Source organism: Burkholderia sp. BCC0397 (genome assembly GCF_902832865.1).
GTDB lineage: Bacteria > Pseudomonadota > Gammaproteobacteria > Burkholderiales > Burkholderiaceae > Burkholderia.
The window spans coordinates 400,443-426,892 of the sequence record NZ_CADFDL010000006.1; the positions used below are offsets into that span (position 1 = coordinate 400,443).

The window sequence follows — 26,450 nt, forward strand, 5'->3', positions numbered from 1 at the left end:
GGCGCGGGGTGCGATCGGTCGCGGCGAAACGGCTGGCCGGACGCGATCCCGTCGCGCCGACGGCCGGTGGCGACTCCGATGAATCGCCACTGGCCGTCGGCCGAAAAGCGGAAGGGATCGCTCCCCTCCGCTTCGGGTCGACGCTCCGCTTGCGCGGAGCCGTCCGGTCAGAACTCGTAGCCGACCTGGGCGCGCACGCCCACATCGCCGACCGACGTGATCGACGTCGCGCCGTTCACGAGCCAGTTGCCGTTGCGCGACCGGTAGGTGGCGCCGGCGGCGATCGCCGAGCCGCTCTTGAAGTTCGCGGCGCCGACTGCCACCACCGTCTTGCCCGGCTGCGACGGCGTCATGTTCGGCATCGCCATCGCGGCCGCGATACCGGCGTACGCGTTCTTCGCGACGTCGTTGATCGCGCGGTTCGTGTCGTTGAAGCGTGCGTCGACCGATTCCATCGCACGATCGAGCTGACCCTTCGTCGCCGCGTCGGACGCGTTGATGCCGTCTGCGATGTTGACGAGCCGGCGGTTGCCTTCTTCCGTGCCGTTGCCGAACGACACGGTGTTGGCTTCCGTTGCGACCGAGCCTTGACCGATCGCGACCGAGCCGTTGCCGGTGGCCGATGCGCCCTGGCCGAGCGACGTGCTGTTCTCGCCCGAGGCGACCGCGCCCTGGCCGACGGCTGTGCCGTTCGAGCCCGATGCCGCCGAGCCCTGGCCAAGCGCCGTGCCGTTTTCGCCCGATGCCACCGCGCCCTGGCCGAGTGCCGAGCCGTTCTCGCCCGAGGCCACCGAGCCTTGACCGATCGCCGAACCGTTGTTGCCCGACGCGACCGCACCCTGGCCGACCGCCGACGCGTTCTCGCCCGATGCCAGCGAACCTTGGCCGATCGCCGAGCTGTTTTCGCCCGACGCGACCGCGCCTTCGCCGACGACCGTCGAGCCGTCGCCCGTTCCCGGGCCGCCCGTGCCCGGGTTGGCTTCGAGATCGCCGAGGCGGTCGGACAGATCGCCGAAGCGGCTCGACAGGTCGCCGAGCTGGCCGCTCAGGTCGCCGTACTGCTTCGCGAACTGCTCCTGCAGGTCGAACAGCTGGCTGCCGTTGACGGCGTCCATGCTCGTCGCGCTGATCTCGCCTGCCGCCACGCGTTGCAGCTTCGTGCCGAAGGTGCCGGCGAACGTCACGGTGTCGAAATTGAGGCCCGAGTCATAGGTGACCGCGCCGACTTCCTTGCCGGTGTAGTCGATCAGGCCGGTCGCGCGGAGCTGCGATACCGTCACGACATCGTCGTCGCCCACGCCGTTCGCGACGCCGGACAGCACGCGTGCGCCACCCGTGCCGGCGAAGTTCACCGACGTGCCGCCGGTCGTTGCGCCGACCGTGATCATGCCAGTCGACGGGTTCTGCTGAACGAGGCCGAGTTCGCCGCTTTCGAGCTGCTCGGAGAGCTTCTTGATGCCGCCTTCGTTGCTCGTCACGCGCCCGTCGAGGTTGGTCACGACGTCGCCGACCGAGTTGACGATCCGCGTGCCGCCGCTGCCGTCGCCGACGGTGAAGCTCGGTGCGGAGATCGAGCCGTCCGGGTTCACGGACGCGCCGCCGCCGATCGCCGATGCGACGCTGTCGGACACGCCATGCAGCTGCGAACCGTTGACGGCTTCGGTGCTGGTTGCCGACACGTCGCCTGCGGCGATGCCCGTGAGCTTGCGTGCGCCGGTCTTGCTGCTGAAGTTCACGGCGTTGCCGCCGGTGTTCGCGCCGACCGTGATGTCGTCGGCCGGATTGGCTTGCTGGACGAGGCCGACCGTACCGCTGCCGAGATCGTCGGCGAGCTTCTTGATGTCGCCTTCGTTGTTCGTCACGCGGCCGTCGATATTGGTCACGACATCGCCGACCGAGTTGACGATTTTCGTGCCGCCGCTGCCGTCGCCAACCGAGAAGCTCGGTGCGGAGATCGAACCGTCCGGGTTCACCGATGCGCCGCCGCCGATTGCCGAGGCGACGCTGTTCGACACGCCGTGCAGTTGCGAACCGTTCACGGCTTCGTTGCTCGTGGCCGACACGTCGCCCGCAGCGATGCCCGTGAGCTTGCGTGCGCCCGCCGTGCCGGTGAAGTCGACCGCGCGGCCGTCGGTGTTCGCGCCGACGGTGATGTCGTCACCCTTGGCGGCCTGCTGGACGAGGCCGACCGTGCCGCTGCCGAGTTGCTCGCTCAGGTCCTTGATGTCGCCTTCGTTGTTCGTCACGCGACCGTCGATGTTGGTCACGACATCGCCGACCGAGTTGACGACCTTCGTGCCGCCGCTGCCGTCGCCGACGGTGAAGGACGGTGCGGAAACCGAACCATCCGGGTTCACCGATGCACCGCCGCCGATCGCCGACGCGACGCTGTCCGACACGCCGTGCAGTTGCGAACCGTTGACGGCGTCGGTGCTGGCAGCGGAAATGTCGCCCGCCGCGACGCCCGTCAGCTTACGTGCGCCGGCCGTACCGGCGAAGTTGACCGCGCCGCCGTCGGTGTTCGCGCCGACCGTGATGTCGTCGCCCGGGTTCGCCTGCTGGACGAGGCCGAGCGTGCCGCTGCCGATATCGTCGGCGAGCTTCTTGATGTCACCCTCGTTGCTCGTCACGCGGCCGTCGATATTGGTCACGACGTCGCCGACCGAGTTGACGATCTTCGTGCCGCCGCTGCCGTCGCCGACGGTGAAGGACGGTGCGGAGATCGAACCGTCCGGGTTCACGATCGCGCCGCCGCCGATCGCCGACGCGACGCTGTCCGACACGCCGTGCAGTTGCGCGCCGTTGACGGCTTCGGTGCTGGATGCCGACACGTCACCCGCCGCGACGCCCGTGAGCTTGCGTGCGCCGGCCGTGCCGGCGAAGTTCACGGCGTTGCCGTCGGTATTCGCGCCGACGGTGATGTCGTCGCCCGGGTTCGCCTGCTGGACGAGCCCGAGCGTGCCGCTGCCGATGTCGTCGGCCAGCTTCTTGATATCGCCTTCGTTGCTCGTCACGCGACCGTCGATATTGGTTACGACGTCGCCGACCGAGTTGACGACCTTCGTGCCGCCGCTACCGTCGCCGACGGTGAAGCTCGGTGCGGAGATCGAACCGTCCGGGTTCACCGATGCGCCGCCGCCGATTGCCGAGGCGACGCTGTCCGACACGCCGTGCAGTTGCGCGCCGTTGACGGCTTCGGTGCTGGTGGCGGAAATGTCGCCCGCCGCGACGCCCGTCAGCTTGCGAGCGCCGGCCGTGCCGGCGAAGTTGACCGCGCCGCCGTCGGTGTTCGCGCCGACCGTGAGGTCTGCGCCCGCGGCCGCCTGCTGGACGAGGCCGAGCGTGCCGCTCGACAGTTCGCCGAGCTTGTCGTTGATCGTCGAGATATCGGAGGTGTGCGTCGCGATATTCGTGTTCGCGGACGACAGGCCGCCTTCGAGCGACGCGACTTGCGAGTTCGTCGTCGACAGGGCCGTGTTGGTCGCGGCGAGCGTCGTGTTGGTGGTCGACAGTTCGGCGTTCGTCGCGGCGATCGCAGCGTTCGTGGTCGACAGGCCGGCATTCATCTGGCCGACGTTGACGGCATCCGCGTCCGCCGTGCCGTCTGCGATGCCCGACAGCTTGCGCGCGCCGGCCGTACCCGCGAAATTGACCGCGCCGCCGTCGGTGTTCGCACCGACGGTGATGTTGTCGCCCGCGGCCGCCTGCTGGACGAGGCCGACGGTGCCGCTCGACAGTTCGTTCAGCTTGTCGTTGAGCGTCGTGATCTCGGTGGTGTGCGTCGCGATGTTGGTGTTCGCGGTCGACAGGCCGCCTTCGAGCGAAGCGACTTGCGAGTTCGTTGTCGACAGGGCCGTGTTGGTCGCGGCGAGCGTCGTGTTGGTCGTCGAGAGGGTGGTATTCGTCCTCGCAAGCGACGCATTGGTCGTCGACAATGCCGAATTCGTCGCGGCGATCGAAGCGTTCGTGGTCGACAGGCCGGCATTCATCTGGCCGACGTTCACGGCATCCGTGTCTTGCGTGCCGGCGGATACGTTCACGATCTGTCGAGTAAACGTGCTTCCGTCGATATTGGGTACACCCGCGCCCACGGACACAGTGTTCTCGCGATCGGCCACGGACCCCATTCCCAAGGCGACGGAGTTTCGGGCACTGGCACTGGAGATCGTGCCGATCGCGATCGAACCTGTTGCTCCGCTCGTTACGATCGCGCCTCGACCGGCTTGCGTGGCGCCGCCAATCGCGACGCCGTAACTCGCCGACGCTGTGGAGTTGGTGCCAAGTGCAGTTGAAGCACCGGCGGTGGCGGCCGTCGCCGTGTTATTGCCGATTGCGACGGATTGCGCGCCGTCCGCCGTTGCGCCGGGGCCGGCTTGATACGCGTTCGCGCCAAGCATGATGCCGATGCCGCTGCTGGTCGTGCTCATGCTTTTCGCTTCGGCCGACCCGGAAGTGCGCGTGGCAACGCACGTCGCGCCGTCCGCGACGTAGCCTGCCTCACAGGTGAGCGTTGCATCGGAGCTGATCTGATCGTCGGCGATCGCGCTGGTCGATACGCTGCCGATCAGTGCGCCTGCAAGGATGCAGGTCGCAATTGATACACGGCACGAGCCCTTGCGCTTCCTCGTCGCCGTTTCGGCCGCCGCCGTCCAGGTCTGGGTTGCAGCGTTCCATACGTTGCGATAAGTCTTGTTCATTTGCCCTACTCCTTTCAGTTTGTCAGGTCACAAACCGATGGTAGGGATCAGCCTCGTCCTAATCAGTCGTCCCTGGCTGATTCGAGATAGCGGCTGTGTAGGCCCAGTCCTACACGCGTGAAGCGGCCTTGCGGGCGAACGCCGCAAGATCATGGGAGAAGGGCGGGAGAGGCCGGCCGGCGAGCACCGGCCGAGCCGTATTCAGGCCGGCGGCGCCTGCGTCGTGCGCCGTTGCAGCGCGTCGCGCGCCAGGCCTTCCGCATCCGCCAGCCGTGCATCGAACGCCGTCAGGTCGCCGCCGTGCACGATGGCTTGCAGTTCGCCGATCGCATCGGCCACCGCATGCTCGTGGATCGTCGCGAACGCGCCGCGCAGCGCATGCAGCTCATGTCGCAGCACGCCGATATCGTCGCGTGCGAGCGCATCGCGAATCGCGGCAAGCGCTTTCGTCAGGCTCGCATCCAGCAGCGCATGCACGTCCGGCGGCAGCGGCCCTTCCGCGAGATCGACGAGCGCGCGCCGTGCCGGCGCCCGCCCGGCGACGGCATGCGCATACCGCCGCACGGTCCGGTCGATCGTGTCGAGCAGCACCGGCTTCACCAGCACCGCGACGATCCCCGCTTCCGCGCAGCGCGCATGCTCGGCCGCGCTCGCATGCGCGGTGACGGCGACGACCGGCAGTGCCGGATACTGCGCACGCAGCACGCGCGCGAGCGTGTAGCCGTCCATGCCCGGCATGTTCAGGTCGGTCATCACGAGGTCGTAGCGCGTGTCCGTGCAGCGCCGCAGCGCCGCCGCCCCTTCCTCGGCCGCATCGGCCGCATAGCCGAGCGTGACGAGCTGCCCCTGCAGCAACGTGCGGTTCACCGGATGATCGTCCACCACCAGCACGCGCGCGGTGACGGCCGGCAGCAGCGCGGCATCGTCGGCCTGCGCGGCGGCGTGTTCGGCCACCTGCGCGTCGGTGGCCGCCGGCAGCGGCAGCGTGACGACGAAGGTGCTGCCCTTGCCCGGCTCGCTCTTCACGTCGACCGCGCCGTGCATCATCTGCGCGAGCTGCTTCGTCAGCGCGAGCCCGAGGCCCGTGCCGCCGTAACGCCGCGTGATCGACGTATCGGCCTGCGTGAACGGGCGGAACAGCGCCGCGCGCTGCGTGTCGGTCATCCCGATGCCGGTATCGCTGACGCCGATCGCGATCGGCGAATCGGGGTTCGTGTCGTCGCGCAGATAGACCTCGAGCGTGACTTCGCCGTGGTTGGTGAACTTGATCGCGTTGCCGAGCAGGTTCGCGGCGATCTGCCGGATGCGCGTCGGATCGCCGAGATAGCGCGACGCCAGCGCATCGTCGACGAACACGTCGAACTGCAAGCCCTTCGCTGCCGCGAGCGGTTCGAACATCGCGCCGGTCTGCCGGATCGTCTCGGCTAGATCGAACGGAATCGCCTCGATCGTCATCTGGCCCGCCTCGATCTTCGACAGGTCGAGGATGTCGTTGATCAGGTCGAGCAGCACCGACGACGCGCCTTCGACCGTCTGCAGCCGCTCGCGCTGCGTCGTGGCGAGCGGCTCGCGGCCGATCAGCTCGAGATTGCCGAGGATCGCGTTCAGCGGCGTGCGGATCTCGTGGCTCATCGTGGCGAGGAACGCGGATTTCGCGTTGTTCGCGGCGTCGGCGGCGCGCGCCGCTTCGTCGAGCCGGCGCTCGACGTTCTTCTGCGACGTGATGTCGGAGAAGTTGCACAGCACGACGTCCATGTCGTGGAAGCGCGTGCGCACGAGATTGACGAGCAGGTCGACGGCCTCGCCGCCGGCGATGGGCAGCGTCACGTGCAGATCGGGCTGCCACGCGGAGGCGGCCGGCGAGCGGTCGAAGCGTTCGAGCAATCTCGCTGGTAATGAAGGTTCGCCCGCGCGGCGCGCATCGTAGTCGCGCATCGTGTCGTTCTGCAGCAGCACCGCGCCGTCCGCGAGCGACAGCAGTGCGATGCCGGACGGCGCCGCTTCGACGATCGTCCGGTTCAGGTTCTCGCTGTCGATCACGCGCCGGGTGCGCGCGTCGTCGGGTTTCAGCACGCGGCGGTCGAAACGCACGAGCAGCCACCAGACGAGCGCGATCACCGCGAACATGATCGCGACGTACCAGCCTGCGCGCAGGCCGATCGTCGCGAGCAGCGAGCGCAGCGTGAACGCCTGCACGAGCGTCCAGTCGGTTTCGGCGATCGGCTGGCTCAGCGTGAACAGCCCGTCGCCGAACGCGGTGCGCGGCCCGCCGCGGCTGGCCGCATCACGCGCGCGTGCGCCGAGCCGTTCGATGGCCGCGCGCGTGGCATCGTCGTCGGCCGCGGTGCCGGCGCGCAGCAGCGTGCGCCCGTGCGCATCGACGACGATCGCGGCGTCGGACGTGTCGCCCGTCGACAGGCGTGTGCGCAGCACGTCGACGGGCAGCGTCGACAGGAACACCGCGCGCGGCACCTGCCTGTCGTAGACGGCGCCGGCGACGCGGAACACGTCGCGCCGCTGCACCGGATCGTAGACGGGCGGATGCCATTCGTATTGACCGGGCGGCGGCGTCGCGATGCCGGCGGCGACCTGGGCGACGAGCGTGGCCGCATCGGTGGCGGGCGACGCGGTGAGCGGATCGGGCGGCACCGGTTCGGGGATGACGACCGCAAAGCTGCGGTCGGGGCGATACACGTAGCCGGCGATCGAGCGATCGGCGTCGTGCTTCGCGACGTACGCGCCGACGCGATAGCTCATGTCGCTCGCCATCGCCAGATCGTGCGCGTAGCTGTCGGCCGGGTGCGCGGGCGACAGGTCGGCCAGCACGAGCGTCGGCGGGAAGGCCGGGCTGCCCTGGATGACCAGCCGGCCGCGGCCGGCCGCGAGCGCGGCGACGCGCGCCGGATCGGTCGCGCGCGCGTTCCACACGGCTTCGTCGTGCGTGACGAGCGTGTCCATGCCCGTCGTGCGCATCTTGAATTCGATCTGGACGAGGAACTGGCGTACCGCGAAGGTCGTATAGCGCGCCTGGATCGCTTCGCGCGCCATCGTATACAGCATCAGGCCGCTCGCGAGCAGGATCGCGACCGTCACGGCCGCGCCGCCGGCATAGAGCAGCGCGCGCTGGCGACGGCCGACGCGGGTCGGCGCGGCGGACACATGCGCGGCGGCGGAGCGGGAGTGATCGGGTGCGGCGCGGTGGTCCATCGGGAGCGGGGCGGTCGGCCAGGGTGCCCCCATGATAATGGAGTCCGATCAGCGCGCAATGGGCGCTGTCAGGGTTGCGAGGGGCCGGCGAGTCGACCCAGCGACGGACGTACGCCGAACGACCTGCGACTGGCGACCGCGCGAGGCCCGCAGGATTCCGCTGCGCGGCCGGCTATTGCTGCATCGCTTCGTCCGTCGCAGGCTCCGCATCCGGCTCGCACGTGACGAGCCGATAGCCGAATCCGTACATCGTCATCATCCGCACGCCGTGCCGCCCGTCGAGTTCGAGCCGGTCGCGCAGGTATGCGACGTGCGTGTCGAGCCGCCGGCTGGAGGCCGCGACGAGCGAGCCCCACACGAGCTGGCTCACGTGCGCGCGGTCGAGCGCGCGGCCCATGTTCAGGAAGAACGCGGTCGCGATCTGGAAGTGCTTCTCGGTCAGCACGTGCTCGCGGCCGGCGACGTTCACGCTGCGCGTGGCCGTATCGAATTCGAACTGGCCGATCTGCCAATGGCGATGATGGATCGCACGATGATGGGACCAGCGCAGCCACGTCGCGATGCTGGCGATCAGCGTGTCCGGCGGCACGGTGTACGGCAGATGCTCGTTCGCGCCGGCGATGAAGCACGCGGAGCGCGCGAGATCCGCGTCGCGCTGGCTGATCGACACGATCGCCACGGTGCCGGCGAAACGCGCGCGCAACGCACGGATCGCGTCCGTCGTGCGCCGGCAGGCCGTTTCGCATTGGATGATGAAGAGATCGAACGCGCGCGTGTCGCAGCTCGCGAGCAGGTCGGGCAGATACTCGAAGCGCGACGGCCGATAGCCGGCGCGGCGCAGGATGTCGTCGATGCGCAGGCGGTCGTAGCCGTACCCGGCGCGACGCAGCCGATCGTCGAACGTGCCGCGGCTCGGATGGTCGATCGTCAGGATCGCGACGGCGGTGGAAGGGGCGTCGGTCACGATGCGGTCGCACCGTGCGTGCGCGAATGAGGAGAGGAGAGCGCGATCATGGCCGGACAGGTTCCGGGCAGGTAGCGGCGTGACGCCGTCCAAAAAAAGTCCCGCCGGGGGCGGCGGGAAAAGTATCGACTATGGAGCCTGTACTCCAGGAGGCAACGGAGAACAAGCAAGCCGATTCTGGTCGGTTCGGCGTGTGAAGAACATCAGCCCAGTCTGAAATTCACGCGGTGCAATCGGTGCCGCGGCGGTTTGGGACTGGGCTGACATCCGGCATAACCGGATTCGGACCACGGGCCGTGTCGATTTGCCGACAATGACGGCAACCCGGCGCTGGGTGCGGCAATCGTCTCGTGTTGTGCACCGGCGCGCTTTCCGGCTTGCCATCGAACATGAAACCGTCTTTCCGAATCGCCGCACTGGCCGCGTGGCTCGCACTGAGCCTCGCCGGCACCGCGTTCGTCATCTCGCGCGCCGTGTCCGACGCGTACGGCCGCTTCTTCCAGGATTCGAGCATCACGATCCGCCTGCTCGCGCAGAAGGCCGCGCAGCACGAGGCGATCCTCGCGACGCTCGGCGCGTCGTCGCTGGCCGCGCCGCCCGCGCACATGCTCGACAACCTGCGTGAGCGGATGCCGCAGCTCGACGGGCTCGCCTACTGGCGGCCCGGCGCGGGCTGGCAGACCGACCGCGGGCCGGTTCCCGACGCATTGCCGCAGCAGCGGCCCGGCAAGCCGTTCATGCTCGCGTTCGACGGCCCCGTCGCGTACTGGCTCGTCGCGGGGACCGGCTGGGCCGTGCGCGTCGATCCGGGCCAGATGCTGCAGCCGGGTGATTGGTCGACGGCGATTTCATCGGCGACGCTCGAGTTGCGCGACCGCCGCGTCGAGCTGCTGCAGCGCGTGAGCGGCGACGCGACGCCGTTATGGACGATGCATCTCGAGAAACATTTGCCCGCGCAGCCGCAGGCGTTCGTGCTGCGCACCACGCGCACGCTGACGGCCGCCGATTTGCCGTGGCTGCCGATCGCGCTGTGGAACGCGGTGGCGGCGCTGCTCGCGGCGGGCGCGCTCGGCGCGTGGCGGCTGCGCGAGGCGCGGCGGCGCGAGGATGCGCGTGCGCGTCTCGACCGCTTCGGTCGTCTCGACACCTTCGGCGAAATGGCGGCCGGCCTCGCGCACGAGCTGAATCAGCCGCTGGCCGCGATCGTCAGCCATACGCGTGCGGCCGAACGCATGCTGGATCAACCGGCCGAGCGCGACAGCGTGCGCCGCGCGCTGCAGACGAGCGTCGCGCAGGCGAAGCGCGCGGCGGCGATCCTGGAACGCATGCGCGAAGCGGTGACCACCGCGCATGGCGGCGAGCGCCGCCCGCTCGATCCCGATGCGATCATGAATACGCTGCTGTTCCTGTACCGCGACGAATGCGCGCGCGAGCACATCGCGCTCGGCTGGCACAACGCGGCCGCGCGCGAGCGGCCGTTCGCCGAGCCGATCGCGGTCGAGCAGATCCTGCACAACCTGATCCAGAACGCGCGCGACGCGCTGGCCGGCGCCGGTGTTGGCGCGTCGCGCGGCGAGATCCGCGTCAGCGGCGCGCGCGTCGGCCGGCATTACCGTTTCAGCGTGACCGACAACGGCCCCGGCGTGCCGGACGACGTGCTGCCGCGCCTGTTCGAACCGTTCTTCACGACGCGGGCGCGCGGGCTTGGCCTCGGGCTGCCGCTGTGCGACACGCTCGCGCAGCGGCAGGACGGCACGCTGACGGTGCGCAATCTGCCGTCGGGCGGGGTCGAGGCCGCGTTGCTGCTGCCGCTGGCCGGGGAGGCCGCATGAACGATTCGCTTCAACTGCATGCGGCGCGCGACGCGTCGGTGGTCGCGATCGTCGACGACGACGAAGCTGTGCGCGACGGCCTCGCGTTGCTGCTGCGCACGGTGGGCGTGGCGACGCGCTGCTACGCGGACGCATCGGCCTTTCTCGCCGATGCGGACGACGCGGCGCTCGGCTGCGTGCTGCTCGACATCCGGATGCCGGGGATGAGCGGCCTCGATGCGCTCGACGCGCTGCGCGCGCGCCGCGACCTGCCGGTGATCGTGATGACGGGCCACGGCAACGTCGACGCATGCCGGCGCGCGTTCAAGCGCGGCGCGCTCGATTTCCTGCGCAAGCCGGTGGACGACGACGAGCTGATCGACACGGTGCAGCAAGCGCTGCGCCGGCAGGCCGCGCAGCGCGGCCAGGACGACGCCGACCAGACCCGCGTGGCCCGCCTCGCGACGCTCAGCGCGCGCGAACGCGAGGTGCTGGACGGGATCGTGCGCGGCGGCAGCAACAAGGAGATCGCCCGCGAACTCGGGCTGTCGCCGCGCACCGTCGAGACCTATCGCGCGAACGTGTTCGACAAGCTGCGGGCCGCGTCGCTGGTCGAGCTCGTGCGCGACTATGCAGCGCTCGCGGGCGGCTCGCCTCCGTAGCGCTACGGAGGCGCAACCCGTAGCCGAACGGGTTCAACGATCACGGCGCGATTCCTACGATGACGGCTTCTCCGACAAGTCATTCATCGTCAAGGATTCGATTCATCATGATCAAGCGCTTTGCCCTGCCGTCCACGCTCGCCCTGCTGTTCTCGGGCACCGCCTTTGCCGATGCCGTCGCCGTGCCGGAGACGAAGAAGGCCGCCGACGCGAGCGACGCCGGCTACTACGCGACGGGCCGCGTCATCGGCGCGTTCGACAACGCGGTGAACATGGAGCTGACGAGCCCGCGCGTCGCGAGCCGCGTCGGCGGCCCGGAGACGGGCTCGAACGTCACCGGCTCGCTCGGCCTCGGCTACCAGTTCGGCAACGGCTGGCGCGCGGAAGGCGAATACGTGTTCAAGCGCACCAACAACTTCACCAGCTACTGGGCGCCGTTCGACGCGAACGCGAACGAATTCCACGTGTCGGCGCAGCGCCTGATGCTGAACGGCTACAAGGATTTCGACCTCGGCCGCGGCTTCTCCGTGTACGGCACGCTCGGCATCGGTGTCGCGATCGTGTCGGCCGACGGCTGGCAGACCAACGATACGCGCCGCTTCGCGTCGAAGACGCAAACCAACCTCGCGTACTCGGCCGGCGCGGGCGTCAGCTATGCGATCAACAAGCGCTTCTCGATCGACCTCGGGTATCGCTATGTCGACATGGGCAACGTCGAGACCGGCTTCAACACGTTCGCGAACCGCATCAACGCGCGCGACGAACAACTGAAGTCGAAGCTGTCGTCGAACGAAGTGTTCATCGGCCTGCGCGGCCGGTTCTGATGGATGAGCGAACGGGCAGGCCGTCGGCGTACCCGCGCGAGGAGGCGCATCGCATGAAGGACATGATCGATTCGGGGCGACGCAGGCTCGTGCTGGCGACGGCCGCGCTGGCCGCCGTGCCCGCGTGGGCGGCTGACGCGCAGCCCGCGCCGCGCAATGCGCGCGGTGTACGGCGCGACGCGTCGCCCGACCTGACGGTGCGGATCGTCGACATGTTGCACGGCGTCGCGGCCGAAGGCATGCGCGTCGAGCTGTCGCGTGTCGACGGCGCGCACGACGTGCCGCTGCGCACCGCTGCCGTCGATGCGCGCGGCGGCACCGGCGCACCGCTGCTGGCCGGCGACGCGTATCGCGCGGGCACGTACACGCTGATGCTGCATGTCGGCGAGTACTTCCGCACACGCAATGTGCAGTCGCCGTTCTTGACCGTCGTGCCGATCCGCTTCCGGATCGCACGCGGCGACGAACGGCTGCATCTTCCGGTGCAGTTCGGGCCGTGGAGTTACACGGTGTATCGCGGCACGTGACGCATGTCACGCACGCGATTACGCCATCGCGAAAGGACACGACATGACAGGCATCAGCACGCACGTGCTCGATATCGCGAGCGGCAAGCCGTTGGTCGGCGTGCGCATCGAGCTCTACGACATGGGCGAGACGCCGCCGCTGCTCGTCGCACGCGCGGCCAGCAACGCGGACGGTCGCAACGACGCGCCGATGCTCGACGGCGATCTCGCGCGCAGCGGCGACTTCGAGCTGCGGTTTCATCTCGGCGAGTATTTCATGCAGGCGGATGCGTTGCTGGACGTCGTGCCGGTGCGCTTCACGGTGACCGACCCTGCGCAGCACTATCACGTGCCGCTGCTGTGTTCGCCGTGGTACGTGTCGACGTATCGCGGCAGTTGAACGGTCGACGGACGGCGCGAGGGCGCGTGGGTTCGACGCAGGGCTCGCGCGGGGAGGCGCCGTCCGTTCGACCGCCCGGGCAGCGGTAGGACCAGGCTGACCGCCGGATCGGACTGAAGGTGACGCCGTCCGATTTACCGGAACCGGTGCGGCGGCGATACTCGAAGCCATTCGTTCAACTACGGGAGCACGGATTGCCGCGGCGGATGTCGCGCAATGCGTCGTCGACATCATGAGCATGCAGGACATCACCGGGCATTACGCGATTCCGCTCGCGCATCCGTTCTCGGATGTGCCGCCGCCGTACGGCCGGCGACGCCGGCCGTTCGTGGCGAGCCGACGAGCGCGGCAACACGTATTCGATATCTACGGCGCGCCTCGCGTGCCAACGCCTGCGGCGGGCGGCGGCCACGTCGCCAGCGCCGCGCGGCCCGTCAATGTCGTTCGCGCGGCCGACTTCGGCTCCGACAACCGCGCATGGGTGCGCCCGCATCCGCTGCGCCGCCGCTGGCGGCTCACGCTGATGGCGTGCGCGCTGTTCGGCGCGACGTGCATTCTCGCGACGCATCTGGTCGACGAGCGCCAGCATGCGGCGGAGCACGACTCGGCTTATTCGGCTGCGATCGCGGCTGCGCCGACGGCCGCCGTCGCGGCGACGGAAGTGGCGCGGGCAACCGGCCACGCGGCGGAAGTCGCGATCGTGCGGGCGGACCGTGCGGCGCCGACGGATGCGCAGATGAAGGCCGCCGCGACGGTGGTGGCGGAAACCGCGTCCGCGGAAGCGCGTGCGTTGCACGTCGCGGGTAGCGGGGCGGCGGGTGAGCCGGTGGCGATTGCGATGGCGGTGGCGTCGAATGCCGTCGTCGCGGAAGCCGCGGCGCCGCGTGCCGATCGTGGCGCGTCGGCGCGCAAGCCGGTTGTGGAGGCCGCACGCCCGGCGGCGAAACCGGCGGCGAAGTCCGCCGCGCCGTCGCGCGGCAAGACGGCGCGTCAGGCGGGATCGAACGCGAACGCGCCTGCCGCGCAACCCGCGGCGATTGCGGCGCGCGGCGCTCCGCCGCATGCGCAGTCGGCTGCCCGAGCGGCCGATACGCCGGCGGCCGCGCCGGTATCGAGTTCGGCCCAGGCCGTCGGCATGACGGCCGCCGAGTTCACGCAATGGCTCGCCGCGACACGCGATACGTCGCGGTCGGCTGCGGGCGGTACCGATCTCTCGGTCGAGCTGCCGAGTCATACGCGGTTGATCGGACAGTGACGCGTCGATTCCCGGCAGGCCGCGCATGCGCGCGGCAGCGCCGAATCGATGCGCGGAAAGTTCTCCTCTCTTGAGCGGCCGCTCCTTCCGACCGGCCGCATTTTTTGCCTGCATCGTGTGGCCGACGGCACGCAATCGTGACGGCGCGCCAGGTCGCCCGGCAGTGTCGACGGTTCTCGCCGCACGCCACGCCCACCCTGCATGCAGAATCGGACGCGACTGATTTCCAGCGCCGTTCGTTTTCGTGACAATGGGATTTCTGCGGCCTGGCACGTGAACGCGTGCCGGATCATGGAGATATCTCCTTTTCGCGGCCGGTCTTCTCGACTGGCCGCTTTTTTATTCCCGTTCGTTACCGGAGCGCACGACCGCGATGCAGATCGACCGCCTGATCCCTGAAATCCTGTTCGGCTTCACGGGCCTGATCGGCATCATCAACCCGTTCGGCATGGCGTTCGTGTTTCTCGAACGCACGCAATCGCTGACCGAAGCCGAGCGCGCGATCCTGTCGAAGCAGCTCGCGACGAACGTGTTCTTCACGCTGCTCGTGATCTTCTTCGTCGGCGCGCCGGTGCTGAACTTCTTCGGGATCTCGATGGAGGCGCTGCGGATCGGCGGCGGCTTCGCGGTGGCGGTGGCCGGCTGGTCGATGCTGAACGCGCCGGACGTACCGGCCGGCGGCGACGTCGCCATGCATGGCGACGATCTGCAGAAGCTGATGTCGCGCGCGTTCTTTCCGCTGACGGTGCCGCTGACGATCGGCCCCGGCTCGATCGCGGCCGGCATCGCGCTGCATGCCAATCGTGCGCATACGGCGAGCGATTACCTGTTGTCTGGTGTCGTGTCGGTGGCGGTCGCGGCGCTCGTCGGGTTCGCGATCTGGCAGATCTACAGCCGCGCGACGACGCTCGCGCGTTATCTCGGCAGCGAAGGGACGAAGGTCGCGATGCGCGTGTCCGCGTTCCTGCTGCTGTGCGTGGGCGTGCAGATCATGCTGACGGGATTGGCCGCGTTCGTGCAGATGCTGGGCGGGCAGGCGGGGTGAGGGGCGGGCGCATTCACGGTCTTTGCCGGCGCCCGATAAAAAAAGCCGCTCCGTCAAGGAACGGCCCGTCGCGTTACAGCAGCTTCGCCTGTACCCGCGCAATCCCCTGCAGCGCACAGGCTTCGTCGAGATGCCCGCCCGGCGCCCCGCCGACACCCACGGCGCCGATCACCTCATCGCCGGCCTTGATCGGCACGCCGCCGCCGAGCACGAGGAAGCCGTCGATGGCCGTCATCTGCGCGGCGGCCGGGTTCTTCTGCAGGTTCGTGGCCAGCGTGGCGGTCGGCGTTTTCGTCGACAGCGCGGTATAGGCCTTGCGCTTCGACGCGTCCACCGTATGCAGCCCCGCGTTGTCGCCGCGCAGCACCGCGCGCTCGATACCGCTGCGGTCGACCACCGTGACCGTCACGTTGTAGCCGCTGGCCGAGCAGGCCTGGATCGTCTGCTGCGCGATGTCGGCGGCGAGATTCAGCGGCAGGTTTTTCTCCTGAAGTACCTGCGCGGAAGCGGCGGTCGTCAGCGTGGCGGCGACGAGCGTCGCCAGGGTAGCGCGAATGATCATATGAACTCCTCAATGAAATGACGGGATGCGAGCGAGGCATTGCGCGTGCGGCTTCATGCGAACTTTCATGACAACCGCGGCGATCGCGACCGATGCGCAGGCCGTTCCAGCCCGGGCAATCGGTCGTGGTCGACCCGCTCGATGCGTGCAGTGTCGGCCAGCGGAGAGGGAAGCTAAATAGGACGGGGCTTATTCTTGCGGCGCCTATCGCGCGTCGCGGCCCTTGGCGGGCACGCCGCCGTGCGCGTTGGTATTCGGCGCGCCTTGCACCGGGAGCGCGCCGCCGCAATGCGGGCAGCACGGCCCGGCGCCATCGGCCGGCCGCGCGTTCGCCCGGGTGCGCTCCAGCGCCGATGCAACCAGCTCGGCGCCCATGATCCCGGTCGGAAACGCGATGATCCCGTAGCCGAGCAGGATCGCGCACGACGTGATCAACCGGCCGAGCGGCGTGACGGGCGTCAGGTCGCCGTAGCCGGTCGTGCTCATCGTCACCGCCGCCCAGTAGACGCCCACCGGAATGCTTGTGATCCCGTGCTCCGGCCCTTCAACGAGAAAGATCACGGTACCGAGAATCACGACGAGCACGAACATCCCGCCGATGAACACGAAGATCTTGCGCCGTGCGCGCGTGAGCGCCCGGATCAGCATCTGCCCTTCCTCGAGATAGATCGACAACCCGAGGATGCGGAACACGCGCAGCAGACGCAGCAGCCGCACGTCGATCAGCGCGTGCAGGCCGGGGAAGAAGAACGCGAGATAGGTCGGCAGCACCGAGACGAGATCGACGATGCCGAAGAAGCTGCGCGCATACGCGGCCGGCTTCTTCGCGGTGCACAGGCGCAGCAGGTACTCGGCCGAGAACAGCAGCGTGAACACCCATTCGGCCGCGTAGAGCGCGTGGCCGTATTGCTGGTGCAGCTCCTGCACGCTGTCGGCCATCACGACGAGTACGCTCGCGACGATGAGCGCGAGCACCGCGATGTCGAGCTTGCGCAGGAACGAAGGGCGGCGTGCGACATGCGTGACGGCATCGCGCGCCGTATCGAAGGAGGACTGGATCAGCGAAATCATGCGCCCGAGTGTACGGACCGCGTATCGCAGGGCCTATCGGACGAGTCTGATTCCGGCGTGGCGGGCGTTACTGCCCGAACCGTTGCGTGACGGTGTCCTTCAGCCGCGCGGCGGTCAGCTCGCCCATGTGCGATTCGACGAGTTCGCCTTTCGCGTTGAAGAACAACGTGGTCGGCAGCCCGCGCGAGCCGTACGCGTGCATCGCGTGCAGCGAAGGATCGAGCAGCACGTGATCGAAGCGCAGGCCCTGCTGTTCGAGGAACGCGCGCACGGCTTGCGCGTTTTCCCCCTGGTTGAGCATCAGCACCGTGAGGCCCGGATGGTCGCGCTGCGCCTGTTCGAGGATCGGCATCTCGCGGCGGCACGGCGCGCACCACGTCGCCCACAGGTTCACGACGACCGGCTTGCCGACGAAGCCCGCCGGCAACACGGGTGTTGAATCGAGCGTCTGGAGCGGCATCGCGGCAAGCGGCGGCGCGCTGCGTTGCAACGTTGCCAGCGTGCCTTGCGCGATGCCCCACGCACCGAGGCCCGCGACGATGCCGGCCAGCACAGGCCGACGCAGCGCGGGCAGGCGGCGCAGGCGGCGCAGGCGCCAGCCGGCGAACACCAGCGCGGCCGCGATACCGATGCGCGCATCGAAGCCGCCGTCGCCGAGCGCGACGATCGCGCGCGGCGACGCCGCATAGTCCGGCCACCATTGCGCGACATAACCGACCCGCGCGGCGATCAACCCGAGCAGCAGCGCGTCGAGGATCAGGCTCGACGCGGTCTTGTGATGCCCGTCGGGCGGACGGCGCTGGATGAAGCGCGCGACGAGCCACGCCAGCAGCGCGGCGACGGCTACCGCGACGACGCGGATCGAGAAGGGACCGATGCTCAGCATGAAATAGGAAGAATGGACGTGATCGAGCGGGGCAGGAGACGGGATTGTCCGCCGCGGCGACGAAGCCGTCGACGGTCGTGCGGCGTTTCGACCGGTTGCCGCGTATGGGGGTTCCCTTCGAGAACGTAACGGCGTGTTGCGGATCGTGATATACGCGCGGGTAGCTCAGGACTGCATGTTGTTCACGTCGACATGCAGCGAATCAGACCGGTCTGATGGTCAGCGGCAGATCGTTCATCAACAATACGCAGGCCGGTCTGGTGTGGTGTCCGCCGGTATCCCGCATAGGGATCTCTCCTTGACGGCCGCTCCGCTCGCGAGCGGCCGCTTTTTCATCGTCATGCGCGCGCGCGTGAATGCCTTGTGGCGGTCGGTGGGCGCGGCCGCACTCCGGTGCATATCGGCTGATTTAACGGAATAGGAACGCTGCCAGATGCGAGCACAGGGCATTCACTCGCGCATTGCCTGACGCCGGTTCGCAACCGGTGAGGTCCATACCCGTCCTGACGCGGCAATTGAGGCTACGCTTCATGGCGACACCGAATCTATTGGCTGTACGAGCGTCACGCAATAGTCTGCCCGTCGTACAACGTCGACACGAAATCGACGAATGCACGCACCTTCGGCGGCACATGCCGGGATTTCGGATACAGCACGTAGTAGCGGCGCTTCGCCAGCGTATGGCCGGGCAGGATCGGGGCGAGCCGCCCGTGTGCGATGTCGTTGCACACCGTGTGGTACGTGAATGCGCCGATGCCGAGCCCGCCGATCGTCGCCGCATGCAGCGCGGTGATTGCGTCGATGCGCAGCGGGCTGTCGAGCGGGATCACGACGACGGCGCCGTTCGGCGGCGTGACGCGCCAGTTGGTGCGGTCGCCGCCGCTGTAGGCGAGCAGATCGTGTTTTGCCAGTTCGGCAGCTGTGCGCGGCAGGCCTCGACGCGCGACATAGTCCGGCGACGCGACGAGAATTTCGTCGGAGATCGCGAGGGTTTTCGCGACGAGATCGGAGTCCGGCAGTTCGCTGGTGATGCGTAGCGCGACGTCGAACCCTTCGCCGATCAGATTGACGAAGCGGTCGCTGCACGACACGTCGAGGCGAATGTCAGGGTAGGCATTGCGGAACGCGGGCAACCACGCAGGCATTTCCAGTGTGCCGACCGACAACGGCATGCTGACGCGTAACACACCTGACGGCCGGCCAGGCGTGTCGGTGACGTCTTCCGCCGCCGCGGCGACGCGTTCGAGGATCTCGACGCACGCATCGTAGTAGCGCTCGCCCGCAGGCGTCAGCGAGAAGTGACGCGTATTGCGGTTGACGAGTTGAACACTGAGGCTGGCTTCGAGCAGTTTCAACTGGCGCGATACGGTCGAATGGGTCGTGTCGAGCCGATCGGCCGCGGTCGAGAATCCTTTCGCTTCGACGAGACTTCGATAGACGCGCATCGCAAGCAGTTGATCCATGTCGGGCTCCGGTGCGCGGAAGAAGCGGTGATCGGGGCTGCCGCACCCGCTTCGGCGGGCGCGATGTAGCGACCGATCAGCGTAGCGGCAGTGCGAGGATGTCGGCCGTCGTCTTCACGTCGCCGAACGTGTCTTCGATCTCGGCGAGCGCAGCGCGGTGCAGCGTGTCCTTGTCGATCGACTGGCCGTTCGCGCGTGCGATGGCGCGCGTCGCAGAGGCGTCGGATGCTACCACGACGTTGTAGCCGAGCGGCGCGGCATCGCGTGCGGCGCCTGCGACACACGCATGCGTCATCAGGCCCGCGATCACCAGCGTCTTGATGCCGTCCGCCTTCAGGCGCTTGTCGATATCGGTGCTCGCGAACACGCTGACCGTTTCCTTTTGCACGACAGTGTCCTTCGCGCGCGGCTTCATCTCCGGAATGAACTCGACGGTCTTGCCGCCGAGTGCGAACACCGCCGAGCCGGCCGGCGCGATGTGCTGGACCTGGTAGACGCGCATGCCGTTGCGATCCGCGAAGTCGATCAAGCGCTTCGCGTTGGCCATCGCCTGTTGAACGTCGGCGATCGGCATCCTGCCGTTCAGGTATTCGTTCTGGAAATCGATGACGACGAGCGCGGTCGTCTTCGGATCGAGATGGTCGATCGGTTGCGCGCCGGCCATCGCACGGATCGTCGGCGTGGCGGCCAGGCTGGATGCGGCCTCGGCGGTCGGCAGCATGGTGGCGGCCGACGCGATGACGGCGTAGCGGGCGAGGTTTCGGATCGAGAATGCAAACATGAGAACGCTCCTGTGGAAATATCGAGTGATTCGAACTATAGGGACATCGAGGCGAAACCGCGCCACCGTCGAGGAAACATCACCTGTGCAGATGGCGAACGAATCGCGCGGGACCGCTGTCGGGCGAGGCGTTGTGCGAACGACGGATCGTTGTCTGTTCGTCAGTGCGTCATACAAGAGTAAAAAACAGGCGCGCACCGATCATTCGGTTCCGGCTGATTCAGGAGGGAATTCTCGTAGGACTGGTCTTATCGAGCGCAGGGAGACAGGCGGGAGCGAAACGAGCAGCAAGCGCTGGACGCCGTTGCTGCTGCATGCAGCGGCGGATTTTTACGTTGCGCGCTGGCGTACGGAAAGGGGGATGTACCGTGCCGTCAGCGTCACGAGCCGTTGTCCGGCCCCGCTTCACCCAGCCGATACGCCGTAAAGAACTCGTACCACTGCGTCCCTTCGCCGACCGGCACGCCGAGCGCCGCCGTCCGCTGTTTCAGCGCGCCGAATACGTCGTTGATGAGCGCATTCAGCGACCTGTCGCGGAATGGAACCGGTTGTGTCCGCCCCGCGGCGAACGCGCCATACGCGATCGCCAGCAGGCGGGCGCGGTCGTCGGTTGCCGCGATCGTTGCGTCGATCGTTTCGACGAAGCGTGGCCGGTCTTCATCGCGCGCCGCGGACAGGCACAGGAATACGATCGCCGATAGTTCATGACGGTCCTTCACCCGCAGCAGCGCAGGCAGCCGTGCAATGATCCGTTCCGCCGGCTCCTCGCGCAGCGCATCGCCGAAGTCGAGCACGGCGGTCATCGGGTTCGTGTCTGCTTTCAGGCGGTCGAGCGCCGGTGGTGGGGCCGACGACGCGCCGTCCTGCGCCGCAGCGGGCGCGGACCGCAACGCATCGGCCACCTGCTGCGCCCACTCGGGAAAGATCATCCGCACGTTGCCGAACTGCTCGCCGCCTTCCGCGGCCGGATTCCAGCGATAGACGATCGTGCCGCCGCGAATGAACGGCGAATACAGGTGCTCGGGCGTTTGCGGCAGCGGGCGCCGGTTGATCGGCAGCCACGCGAGCGTGAGCCAGTCGTAGCGGCCCGTCGCAGGCACGGCAGGACTCGAACTCGCGACGACCTGCCACGTACCGCGATTCGCATAGCGGCGGCGCGCGTCGGGCACCGGGACGGTCCTGCCTTTCGCGGTGTCGAAATACGTCGTGCCGGTGACGTTCTCGCCGCTGTCCGCGGCAGGCGTGATGGTCGAGATGACCCACGACGCGCCGTCCGCCGAGCGGTAGTCGGACAGCTTCAGCGTCGCCACGTCGTGCACCAAGCGCGTTTCCGCCGCGACGGGGCTTGGCGGGGCGTCGGCGGGTGCGGCGAAGATACTCGGCATGGGCTTTCCTCGGAATCGGGTGCGCATCGTCGAGCGGGGCGATGCGCGGCGGTGCGGGTTGTTTCTCGTAACTGTAGGACGTTGCTACAGGCATCGCGAGGAACCCGCCGTACAGGGCGAGGAATGGCACGGAATCATGTATTGTAGTAACATACCTACATTTATGGTTTCCAGGAGTTCATCGTGACCATCACCACGCTTTCGAGTCGTGAACTCAACCAGGACGTGACCAAAGCAAAGAAGGCGACAAAGGACGGCCCCGTGTTCATCACCGATCGCGGCAGGCCGGCCCATGTGCTGCTGAGTTTCGAGGAATACCAGCGCCTCACCCGGCAGCGGCGCAACATTGCCGACTCGCTCGCTATGCCGGGTGTCGAGGACATCGAGTTCGACCCGCCGCGCGCAAACGTCAAGATCAAAGAGGTCGATTTCTGATGATGTTCGTTCTCGATACCCATGTGGTTTCGGAACTCCGGAAAGTGCGGGCGGGCAAGGCGGACAGGAACGTGGTGGCCTGGTGTTCGACCGTCGATGCGTCGGTGTTGTTTGTCTCGGCCATCACGATCATGGAGCTGGGGACAGGCGTCTTGCAGGTCGAGCGCAGAGACGCGGAACAGGGGGCGCTTCTCAGGGCATGGCTTGACGGGCACGTCCTGCCCGAGTTCGCTGGGCGCGTGTTACCGGTCGATACCGCCGTCGCCCAACGATGCGCACGGCTCCATGTGCCGGACCGGCGATCCGAGCGGGACGCGCTCATTGCTGCGACGGCGATCGTGCATGGCATGACGGTCGTGACGCGCAACGTTGCCGATTTTGTTGAAACCGGTGTCGCGATTCTGAATCCGTGGGATTGAGCGAATCAATCGACTTGCTCCCGAGGGAAATCGGATGCTGCTTGCACGCAATCGCGTCGATCCGCTTCGGCTTACCATGCGCATCCTGAGCCAACGACGCATACCGGGCGGGAGCACGCATGACCGACACGAAAGCCATCACCGAACACTGGACGCGGGTCGCCGACCAATGGATCGACTGGGCCGGCAAGCCGGGCCACGATGCGTTCTGGAAATATCGCGCGGGGCTCGCGGCCTACATCGGGCGCGGCGCCGGCGCCGCGCTGGAGATCGGCTGCGGCGAAGGTCGCGTGAGCCGTGAGTTGAAGGCGCTCGGTTACGACGTGACCGCGAGCGACGCGGTGCCCGCGATGCTCGACGCCGCGCGCCACGCGGATTCCGCGCATCGCTATCGACTGGCGGACGCGGCGGCGCTGCCGTTCGACGCGGCCAGCTTCGATCTCGTGATGGCGTACAACGTGCTGATGGATCTCGACGACATGCAGCGCGCGTTGAACGAGGCGCGCCGCGTGCTGAAGCCCGACGGCACGCTGTTCATCTCGCTCGTGCATCCGTTCCGCGATCGCGGCGGCTTTGCCGGGCCGCAGCCCGACGCGCCGTTCGTGCTGACGGGCAGCTATTTCGGGCGCGAGCATTTCGACGGCGTGGAAACGCGCGACGGGCTGTCGATGCATTTCGCGGGATGGTCGCTGCCGCTGCAGGCGTATATGGAAGCGCTGGAAGCGGCCGGGTTTGCGATCGTGTCGCTGCGCGAGCCGCCGCCCGATCACGCCGATACGGATCAGTTGAAGCAGTGGGCGCGCGTGCCGCTGTTTCTGTGGATCAAGGCGCGGCCGCTGGGGTGAGTGCGGCCGGGGCTTGTTCCGGTGGATTGAATTGGGCGGACGTCAGTTGTACAAGTCGAGACGACGCGATCTGACAGACACAGTCAGATCAGGGCGCAAGGGGCCTCACCCTTTTCGAGGCAAAGGGCGGCAAGCGACCCCGAGCGGACCTTCACTGTCCTCCAGCCAATGTCCGCTTCAGATCCAATCGCTGCCCGTGCTGCCTGTTTGAAGCGAAAAGCAGTTGATGTCTTCACGCCGCCTGGGTATTGCCTATGCCGTCGAGGAAGAGGTCCACCAGGTGGGCAACGCGCGATTTCGTTGCGCCGCCTTGCTCGACGGCGAGAGCGATCGCCGTGACCACGCACACGAGATCGTCGACCGAGACGTCCTTGCGAACCGTCCCTGCCATCTGGGCACGCTGGAGCAGCCGGCGCCCCTCTTCACGCCCGGCGTGACAGCCAGCGGTACCTTCCTGCAGTACCGTTCCCAGCAACGCAGCCAACCCGCGATAGTGGGTCGCGTGGTTCACGAGCTCCTTGACGAAGGCGCGTACGGAAGCGTCCGGTTCCAGCTTGTCGTCGCGTGCGCGGCTTGCTTCGGCGAGTGACAGGAGGCGCTCATCACTCGTCGCGGCGAGGAGCGCGTCGCGCGTCGGGAAGCGACGATAGAGCGTGCCGATACCCACGTTGGCACGCTTCGCGATCTCGTCGAGCGAGGCTTCGGCGCCGCGTTCGAGAAACAGCGCTTCCGCCGCTTCGAGAATGCGTTCCCGGTTGCGAGCCGCGTCGGCACGCAGCGGTGCTTCGTCGGTCGTGGAATGCTTGCTCTTCATCCTTGCCTTGATTTCTCTTGATAAGTGGATGATGCCTCCATATACTAAGTGGAGCAATTCTCCACTTAACCCAGGGGTCCATATGACAAAGCGTTTCGAGGGCAAGGTTGTGGCGATCACCGGCGGCAGCGAGGGCATCGGCCTTGCGAGCGCCAGGCTTTTCGCGGACGAAGGAGCCCGGGTCTACATCATGGGCCGCAGGCAAAGTCGACTAGACGAGGCGATACGAGAAATCGGCAACGGTGCCGTCGGCGTTCAGGGGGACGCAAGTAACCTCGCCGACCTCGATCGACTCTATGAGCGCATCCAGCACGACCACGGCAGACTCGACGTCGTTTTCGCCAATGCAGGCGTGGCCGAAGTCGAGCCGCGACCGCTGGGCACCATCGACGAGGCGGGTTTCGACCGACTTTTCGGCCTCAATGTGCGTGGCATGCTCTTCACTGTGCAGAAGGCTTTGCCGCTACTTTCGTCAGGTGGCGTTGTCGTCCTCAATGGCTCGGTGGCCGGCAGCAAAGGCTTTCCTGGCCAGTCGCTTTACAACGCAAGCAAGGCGGCTGTGCGGTCGTTCGCGCGAAGCTGGACGACCGACCTGAAGGAGCGAGGCATCCGCGTGAACGTGGTCTCCCCGAGCGGGACCGAGACACGCCCGATGCGGAGCTACCTCGATGCGCGGCCGGGCGTCGAAGATATGTTGAAGCAACTCGTGCCGATGGGGCGCCTGGGCCGGCCGGATGAGATCGCGCGCGCCGTGCTCTTCCTGGCGTCGACCGAAAGCAGCTATATCGCAGGCGTCGAACTCTACGTTGACGGTGGCTCACTCGCCGTTTGAGCCTTCAATGTCACTGTCGCATCGTTCTCTCCGAACGGGCCGTTTTTCGCGGCGATTGAGTGACGGTATAGCGAATCTTGTCGGGGCGCAGTTGCTTCGGGGTATTTATTTCTTCAAGCGTGAGGCACTGTGCGTCCGTTTGTCTTCGCCTTGCGGACGCGCGGATCGCGTAGATGGTAGTCGGCTCATGGCCGAACTGAGCCGGACACGAGCTGACATCGTCTGTCCAATCAAGTCCAAATTTTCAAACGTCAGTGTTTCTTGTCGTGATTTGCCAGCAATTCCGAGCGACCGATGATCGCTTTCGCGTTATCGGCTTGATCGGCGTCTGAAAAACCGGCGGCCTCGATGACTGGCGTGAGCGCTTTGAGTGCGACCTGCGGTTTGGCGCTGCGGAGCGATCCCATTCCTTCATTCCATGCGTGCAGCATCTGCTTGGCGATCCAATGCCAGCGCGTCTCGTTTTTTGCTGCTTCGACGATATCTTTTCCTGTCGATACGGCGGAGTCGCACAGTGCTTCGACCATCTCGCGGTATTGCTTCGGTGGGATGCCGAGACGCGTGTTGAAAAAACGCTCCAGCGTCTTCCCGGGGGCCCACGTTTTTCGACCGTCGATGCTCAGCCCCGGCGGATTGTTTGCAAAGCGCGGATAAGCCTCCGTGGTGACAATGTCATAGGCGGGTGTGTAGATGACGTCGTCGATGTTTGAGTAGAGGAGTGCGATGTTCTTTGCGTGACAGTCCGCGTTGCGCACGACGTAGTTGGTGATGAGTTGCCAGCCGAGCTGCTCTGCCTCTCTTCGCCAATTGGCAGGACCGATGTAGGGCTTTGTCGCGTTGAGAACCTGTTCGGTCGACGGGCGGTACTTCTCATGCGGAGGCAGGCCAAGCAGGCTACAAGCGTCTTCGAGGCCAAACGCCGGTTTGCCTTGTTCGTCGATGTCGAACCGGTCGACGACGAGCACGCGGCCGTCGTCCGACATCGTGGTCTTCGCTACTCGTGCGACGCCGAGTCTTGCCAGCACCTGCATCGAGTAATGCTCGTTGAAACCGAGATAGGGCGTTTGCTCGTCGGATCCCTTGATGATGTGTCGGCTCGTGCGTAGTGTTTGCTTGCCTGGCGTTGCCTGGACTGACGGGGATTCAGGCGCGAGGAATTTGGGCACGGCGCCGGAAATTGCCGCACGCGCGTAGTACCGAACAAGTTCCGCGAAGCGGGCGGTGGTGATGTCTTCGTGTAGCAAGCTTTTCAGGTCAAGCGAGTCGAGTTCGCCGCCTGGCGTACCGCCTTCGGGTGTGACGGTTACTCGGCCGATTCCGGAGCCGCCGATGATGGCCAGGAGCGAAAGGTCGGTTCCATCGAGATAAGGGCCGAACTCCTCGCGAATCACTTGAAAGAGAAACCCTTCCGGCAGATTCTGTCGGAAGAAGGGATGCAGGTCGCGAGGCCAGATCCAGGCATCTTCGCGAACGGACCTATCCGTCATTTTGTGGGCGGGGCATATCATGAGAGGCAAAAGTCATGGATATGTCGATGAAGAAGAAGAGGCAAACCGTAGCGCGTCAGGCAGCGGCCCGCGGGCCGC

At 67.1% G+C, this 26,450-nt stretch carries 22 protein-coding genes; 11 read left to right on the forward strand and 11 right to left on the reverse strand.

Translation table 11 applies throughout. The features are described from left to right. Window positions 1-167: 167 nt before the first annotated feature. The 3 genes from HWX03_RS21185 to HWX03_RS21195 all read right to left on the reverse strand — a co-directional run bounded on the left by HWX03_RS21185 (window position 168) and on the right by HWX03_RS21195 (window position 8,868). Window positions 168-4,697: a YadA-like family protein gene (locus HWX03_RS21185; protein WP_175872567.1), complete on the reverse strand. Its 4,530-nt coding sequence runs from the start codon at window positions 4,695-4,697 to the stop codon at window positions 168-170. A 201-nt stretch (window positions 4,698-4,898) separates the two neighbouring features. Then, entirely contained in the window at window positions 4,899-7,937 is a 3,039-nt protein-coding gene (locus tag HWX03_RS21190; RefSeq protein WP_244132720.1) for a hybrid sensor histidine kinase/response regulator, read from the reverse strand. A 139-nt stretch (window positions 7,938-8,076) separates the two neighbouring features. After that, complete coding sequence (locus HWX03_RS21195; protein WP_244132721.1) at window positions 8,077-8,868, reverse strand: winged helix-turn-helix domain-containing protein; 792 nt, start codon at window positions 8,866-8,868, stop codon at window positions 8,077-8,079. A 389-nt stretch (window positions 8,869-9,257) separates the two neighbouring features. On the opposite strand from HWX03_RS21195, the gene HWX03_RS21200 reads away from it, so the two are divergent. The 7 genes from HWX03_RS21200 (at window position 9,258) to HWX03_RS21230 (ending at window position 15,371) form a co-directional block, all read left to right on the forward strand. Then, window positions 9,258-10,700, forward strand: coding sequence for an ATP-binding protein (locus tag HWX03_RS21200; protein WP_175872569.1), 1,443 nt, complete (start codon window positions 9,258-9,260; stop codon window positions 10,698-10,700). Beyond that, the gene (locus tag HWX03_RS21205) at window positions 10,697-11,341 is read left to right on the forward strand and encodes a response regulator (RefSeq protein ID WP_175872570.1); all 645 of its coding nucleotides are present in this window, start codon (window positions 10,697-10,699) and stop codon (window positions 11,339-11,341) included. Before HWX03_RS21200 ends, HWX03_RS21205 begins: the two co-directional genes overlap by 4 nt. Window positions 11,342-11,448: 107 nt before the next feature. Continuing rightward, window positions 11,449-12,165: an outer membrane beta-barrel protein gene (locus HWX03_RS21210; protein ID WP_175872571.1), complete on the forward strand. Its 717-nt coding sequence runs from the start codon at window positions 11,449-11,451 to the stop codon at window positions 12,163-12,165. Between the two features lie 53 nt (window positions 12,166-12,218). Then, window positions 12,219-12,692: a hydroxyisourate hydrolase gene (locus tag HWX03_RS21215; RefSeq protein WP_175872572.1), complete on the forward strand. Its 474-nt coding sequence runs from the start codon at window positions 12,219-12,221 to the stop codon at window positions 12,690-12,692. 43 nt (window positions 12,693-12,735) lie between these two features. Then, window positions 12,736-13,071, forward strand: a complete 336-nt coding sequence (gene uraH / locus HWX03_RS21220) for a hydroxyisourate hydrolase (protein ID WP_175822753.1) — start codon at window positions 12,736-12,738, stop codon at window positions 13,069-13,071. 238 nt (window positions 13,072-13,309) lie between these two features. Then, window positions 13,310-14,326, forward strand: a complete 1,017-nt coding sequence (locus HWX03_RS21225; RefSeq protein ID WP_244132722.1) for a serine protease — start codon at window positions 13,310-13,312, stop codon at window positions 14,324-14,326. A 373-nt stretch (window positions 14,327-14,699) separates the two neighbouring features. Continuing rightward, window positions 14,700-15,371 carry an NAAT family transporter gene (locus HWX03_RS21230; RefSeq protein WP_175872574.1) on the forward strand — a complete coding sequence of 224 codons (672 nt, stop codon included), beginning with the start codon at window positions 14,700-14,702 and terminating at the stop codon, window positions 15,369-15,371. A 73-nt stretch (window positions 15,372-15,444) separates the two neighbouring features. Here the strand turns inward: HWX03_RS21230 and HWX03_RS21235 are convergent, their stop codons facing one another. The 6 genes from HWX03_RS21235 to HWX03_RS21260 all read right to left on the reverse strand — a co-directional run bounded on the left by HWX03_RS21235 (window position 15,445) and on the right by HWX03_RS21260 (window position 21,519). Continuing rightward, window positions 15,445-15,933 carry a heme-binding protein gene (locus HWX03_RS21235; RefSeq protein ID WP_175872575.1) on the reverse strand — a complete coding sequence of 163 codons (489 nt, stop codon included), beginning with the start codon at window positions 15,931-15,933 and terminating at the stop codon, window positions 15,445-15,447. 204 nt (window positions 15,934-16,137) lie between these two features. Beyond that, window positions 16,138-17,004, reverse strand: a complete 867-nt coding sequence (locus tag HWX03_RS21240; protein WP_175872576.1) for an ion transporter — start codon at window positions 17,002-17,004, stop codon at window positions 16,138-16,140. Between the two features lie 67 nt (window positions 17,005-17,071). Next, the gene (locus HWX03_RS21245) at window positions 17,072-17,890 is read right to left on the reverse strand and encodes a TlpA disulfide reductase family protein (RefSeq protein ID WP_175872577.1); all 819 of its coding nucleotides are present in this window, start codon (window positions 17,888-17,890) and stop codon (window positions 17,072-17,074) included. 563 nt (window positions 17,891-18,453) lie between these two features. After that, complete coding sequence (locus HWX03_RS21250) at window positions 18,454-19,353, reverse strand: LysR family transcriptional regulator (RefSeq protein WP_175872578.1); 900 nt, start codon at window positions 19,351-19,353, stop codon at window positions 18,454-18,456. 76 nt (window positions 19,354-19,429) lie between these two features. Further along, a complete protein-coding gene (locus HWX03_RS21255; RefSeq protein WP_175822848.1) occupies window positions 19,430-20,074 on the reverse strand; it encodes an isochorismatase family protein in 645 nt (214 codons plus the stop codon). Window positions 20,075-20,514: 440 nt separating this feature from the next. Further along, window positions 20,515-21,519: a hypothetical protein gene (locus HWX03_RS21260; protein WP_175872579.1), complete on the reverse strand. Its 1,005-nt coding sequence runs from the start codon at window positions 21,517-21,519 to the stop codon at window positions 20,515-20,517. Window positions 21,520-21,702: 183 nt separating this feature from the next. Here HWX03_RS21260 and HWX03_RS21265 point away from each other — a divergent pair, with 183 nt between their 5' ends. The 3 genes from HWX03_RS21265 (at window position 21,703) to HWX03_RS21275 (ending at window position 23,218) form a co-directional block, all read left to right on the forward strand. Beyond that, window positions 21,703-21,954 (forward strand): type II toxin-antitoxin system Phd/YefM family antitoxin, encoded by a 252-nt coding sequence (locus tag HWX03_RS21265; RefSeq protein WP_175822744.1) that lies wholly within the window; start codon window positions 21,703-21,705, stop codon window positions 21,952-21,954. Then, entirely contained in the window at window positions 21,954-22,373 is a 420-nt protein-coding gene (locus HWX03_RS21270; RefSeq protein WP_175872580.1) for a type II toxin-antitoxin system VapC family toxin, read from the forward strand. The genes HWX03_RS21265 and HWX03_RS21270 overlap by 1 nt, the downstream gene beginning before the upstream one ends. 119 nt (window positions 22,374-22,492) lie before the next feature. Next, on the forward strand, window positions 22,493-23,218 hold the full coding sequence (locus HWX03_RS21275; protein WP_175872581.1) for a class I SAM-dependent methyltransferase: 726 nt from the start codon (window positions 22,493-22,495) through the stop codon (window positions 23,216-23,218). Between the two features lie 232 nt (window positions 23,219-23,450). Here the strand turns inward: HWX03_RS21275 and HWX03_RS21280 are convergent, their stop codons facing one another. Continuing rightward, entirely contained in the window at window positions 23,451-24,032 is a 582-nt protein-coding gene (locus HWX03_RS21280; protein ID WP_175872582.1) for a TetR/AcrR family transcriptional regulator, read from the reverse strand. Between the two features lie 82 nt (window positions 24,033-24,114). On the opposite strand from HWX03_RS21280, the gene HWX03_RS21285 reads away from it, so the two are divergent. Then, window positions 24,115-24,864, forward strand: a complete 750-nt coding sequence (locus HWX03_RS21285; RefSeq protein ID WP_175872583.1) for an SDR family oxidoreductase — start codon at window positions 24,115-24,117, stop codon at window positions 24,862-24,864. A gap of 251 nt (window positions 24,865-25,115) precedes the next feature. Here HWX03_RS21285 and HWX03_RS21290 read toward each other — a convergent pair whose 3' ends face one another. After that, entirely contained in the window at window positions 25,116-26,351 is a 1,236-nt protein-coding gene (locus HWX03_RS21290) for a type II toxin-antitoxin system HipA family toxin (protein WP_244132723.1), read from the reverse strand. Window positions 26,352-26,450 lie beyond the last annotated feature (99 nt).

Bases quoted from the DNA above. Each gene is read 5' to 3' on its own strand.
- HWX03_RS21185 (WP_175872567.1), bottom strand. From the start codon at position 4,697: ATGAACAAGACTTATCGCAACGTATGGAACGCTGCAACCCAGACCTGG.
- HWX03_RS21190 (WP_244132720.1), bottom strand. From the start codon at position 7,937: ATGGGGGCACCCTGGCCGACCGCCCCGCTCCCGATGGACCACCGCGCC.
- HWX03_RS21200 (WP_175872569.1), top strand. From the start codon at position 9,258: ATGAAACCGTCTTTCCGAATCGCCGCACTGGCCGCGTGGCTCGCACTG.
- HWX03_RS21205 (WP_175872570.1), top strand. From the start codon at position 10,697: ATGAACGATTCGCTTCAACTGCATGCGGCGCGCGACGCGTCGGTGGTC.
- HWX03_RS21210 (WP_175872571.1), top strand. From the start codon at position 11,449: ATGATCAAGCGCTTTGCCCTGCCGTCCACGCTCGCCCTGCTGTTCTCG.
- HWX03_RS21215 (WP_175872572.1), top strand. From the start codon at position 12,219: ATGAAGGACATGATCGATTCGGGGCGACGCAGGCTCGTGCTGGCGACG.
- uraH (WP_175822753.1), top strand. From the start codon at position 12,736: ATGACAGGCATCAGCACGCACGTGCTCGATATCGCGAGCGGCAAGCCG.
- HWX03_RS21225 (WP_244132722.1), top strand. From the start codon at position 13,310: ATGCAGGACATCACCGGGCATTACGCGATTCCGCTCGCGCATCCGTTC.
- HWX03_RS21230 (WP_175872574.1), top strand. From the start codon at position 14,700: ATGCAGATCGACCGCCTGATCCCTGAAATCCTGTTCGGCTTCACGGGC.
- HWX03_RS21235 (WP_175872575.1), bottom strand. From the start codon at position 15,933: ATGATCATTCGCGCTACCCTGGCGACGCTCGTCGCCGCCACGCTGACG.
- HWX03_RS21240 (WP_175872576.1), bottom strand. From the start codon at position 17,004: ATGATTTCGCTGATCCAGTCCTCCTTCGATACGGCGCGCGATGCCGTC.
- HWX03_RS21245 (WP_175872577.1), bottom strand. From the start codon at position 17,890: ATGCTGAGCATCGGTCCCTTCTCGATCCGCGTCGTCGCGGTAGCCGTC.
- HWX03_RS21250 (WP_175872578.1), bottom strand. From the start codon at position 19,353: ATGGATCAACTGCTTGCGATGCGCGTCTATCGAAGTCTCGTCGAAGCG.
- HWX03_RS21255 (WP_175822848.1), bottom strand. From the start codon at position 20,074: ATGCTGCCGACCGCCGAGGCCGCATCCAGCCTGGCCGCCACGCCGACG.
- HWX03_RS21260 (WP_175872579.1), bottom strand. From the start codon at position 21,519: ATGCCGAGTATCTTCGCCGCACCCGCCGACGCCCCGCCAAGCCCCGTC.
- HWX03_RS21270 (WP_175872580.1), top strand. From the start codon at position 21,954: ATGATGTTCGTTCTCGATACCCATGTGGTTTCGGAACTCCGGAAAGTG.
- HWX03_RS21275 (WP_175872581.1), top strand. From the start codon at position 22,493: ATGACCGACACGAAAGCCATCACCGAACACTGGACGCGGGTCGCCGAC.
- HWX03_RS21280 (WP_175872582.1), bottom strand. From the start codon at position 24,032: ATGAAGAGCAAGCATTCCACGACCGACGAAGCACCGCTGCGTGCCGAC.
- HWX03_RS21285 (WP_175872583.1), top strand. From the start codon at position 24,115: ATGACAAAGCGTTTCGAGGGCAAGGTTGTGGCGATCACCGGCGGCAGC.
- HWX03_RS21290 (WP_244132723.1), bottom strand. From the start codon at position 26,351: ATGACGGATAGGTCCGTTCGCGAAGATGCCTGGATCTGGCCTCGCGAC.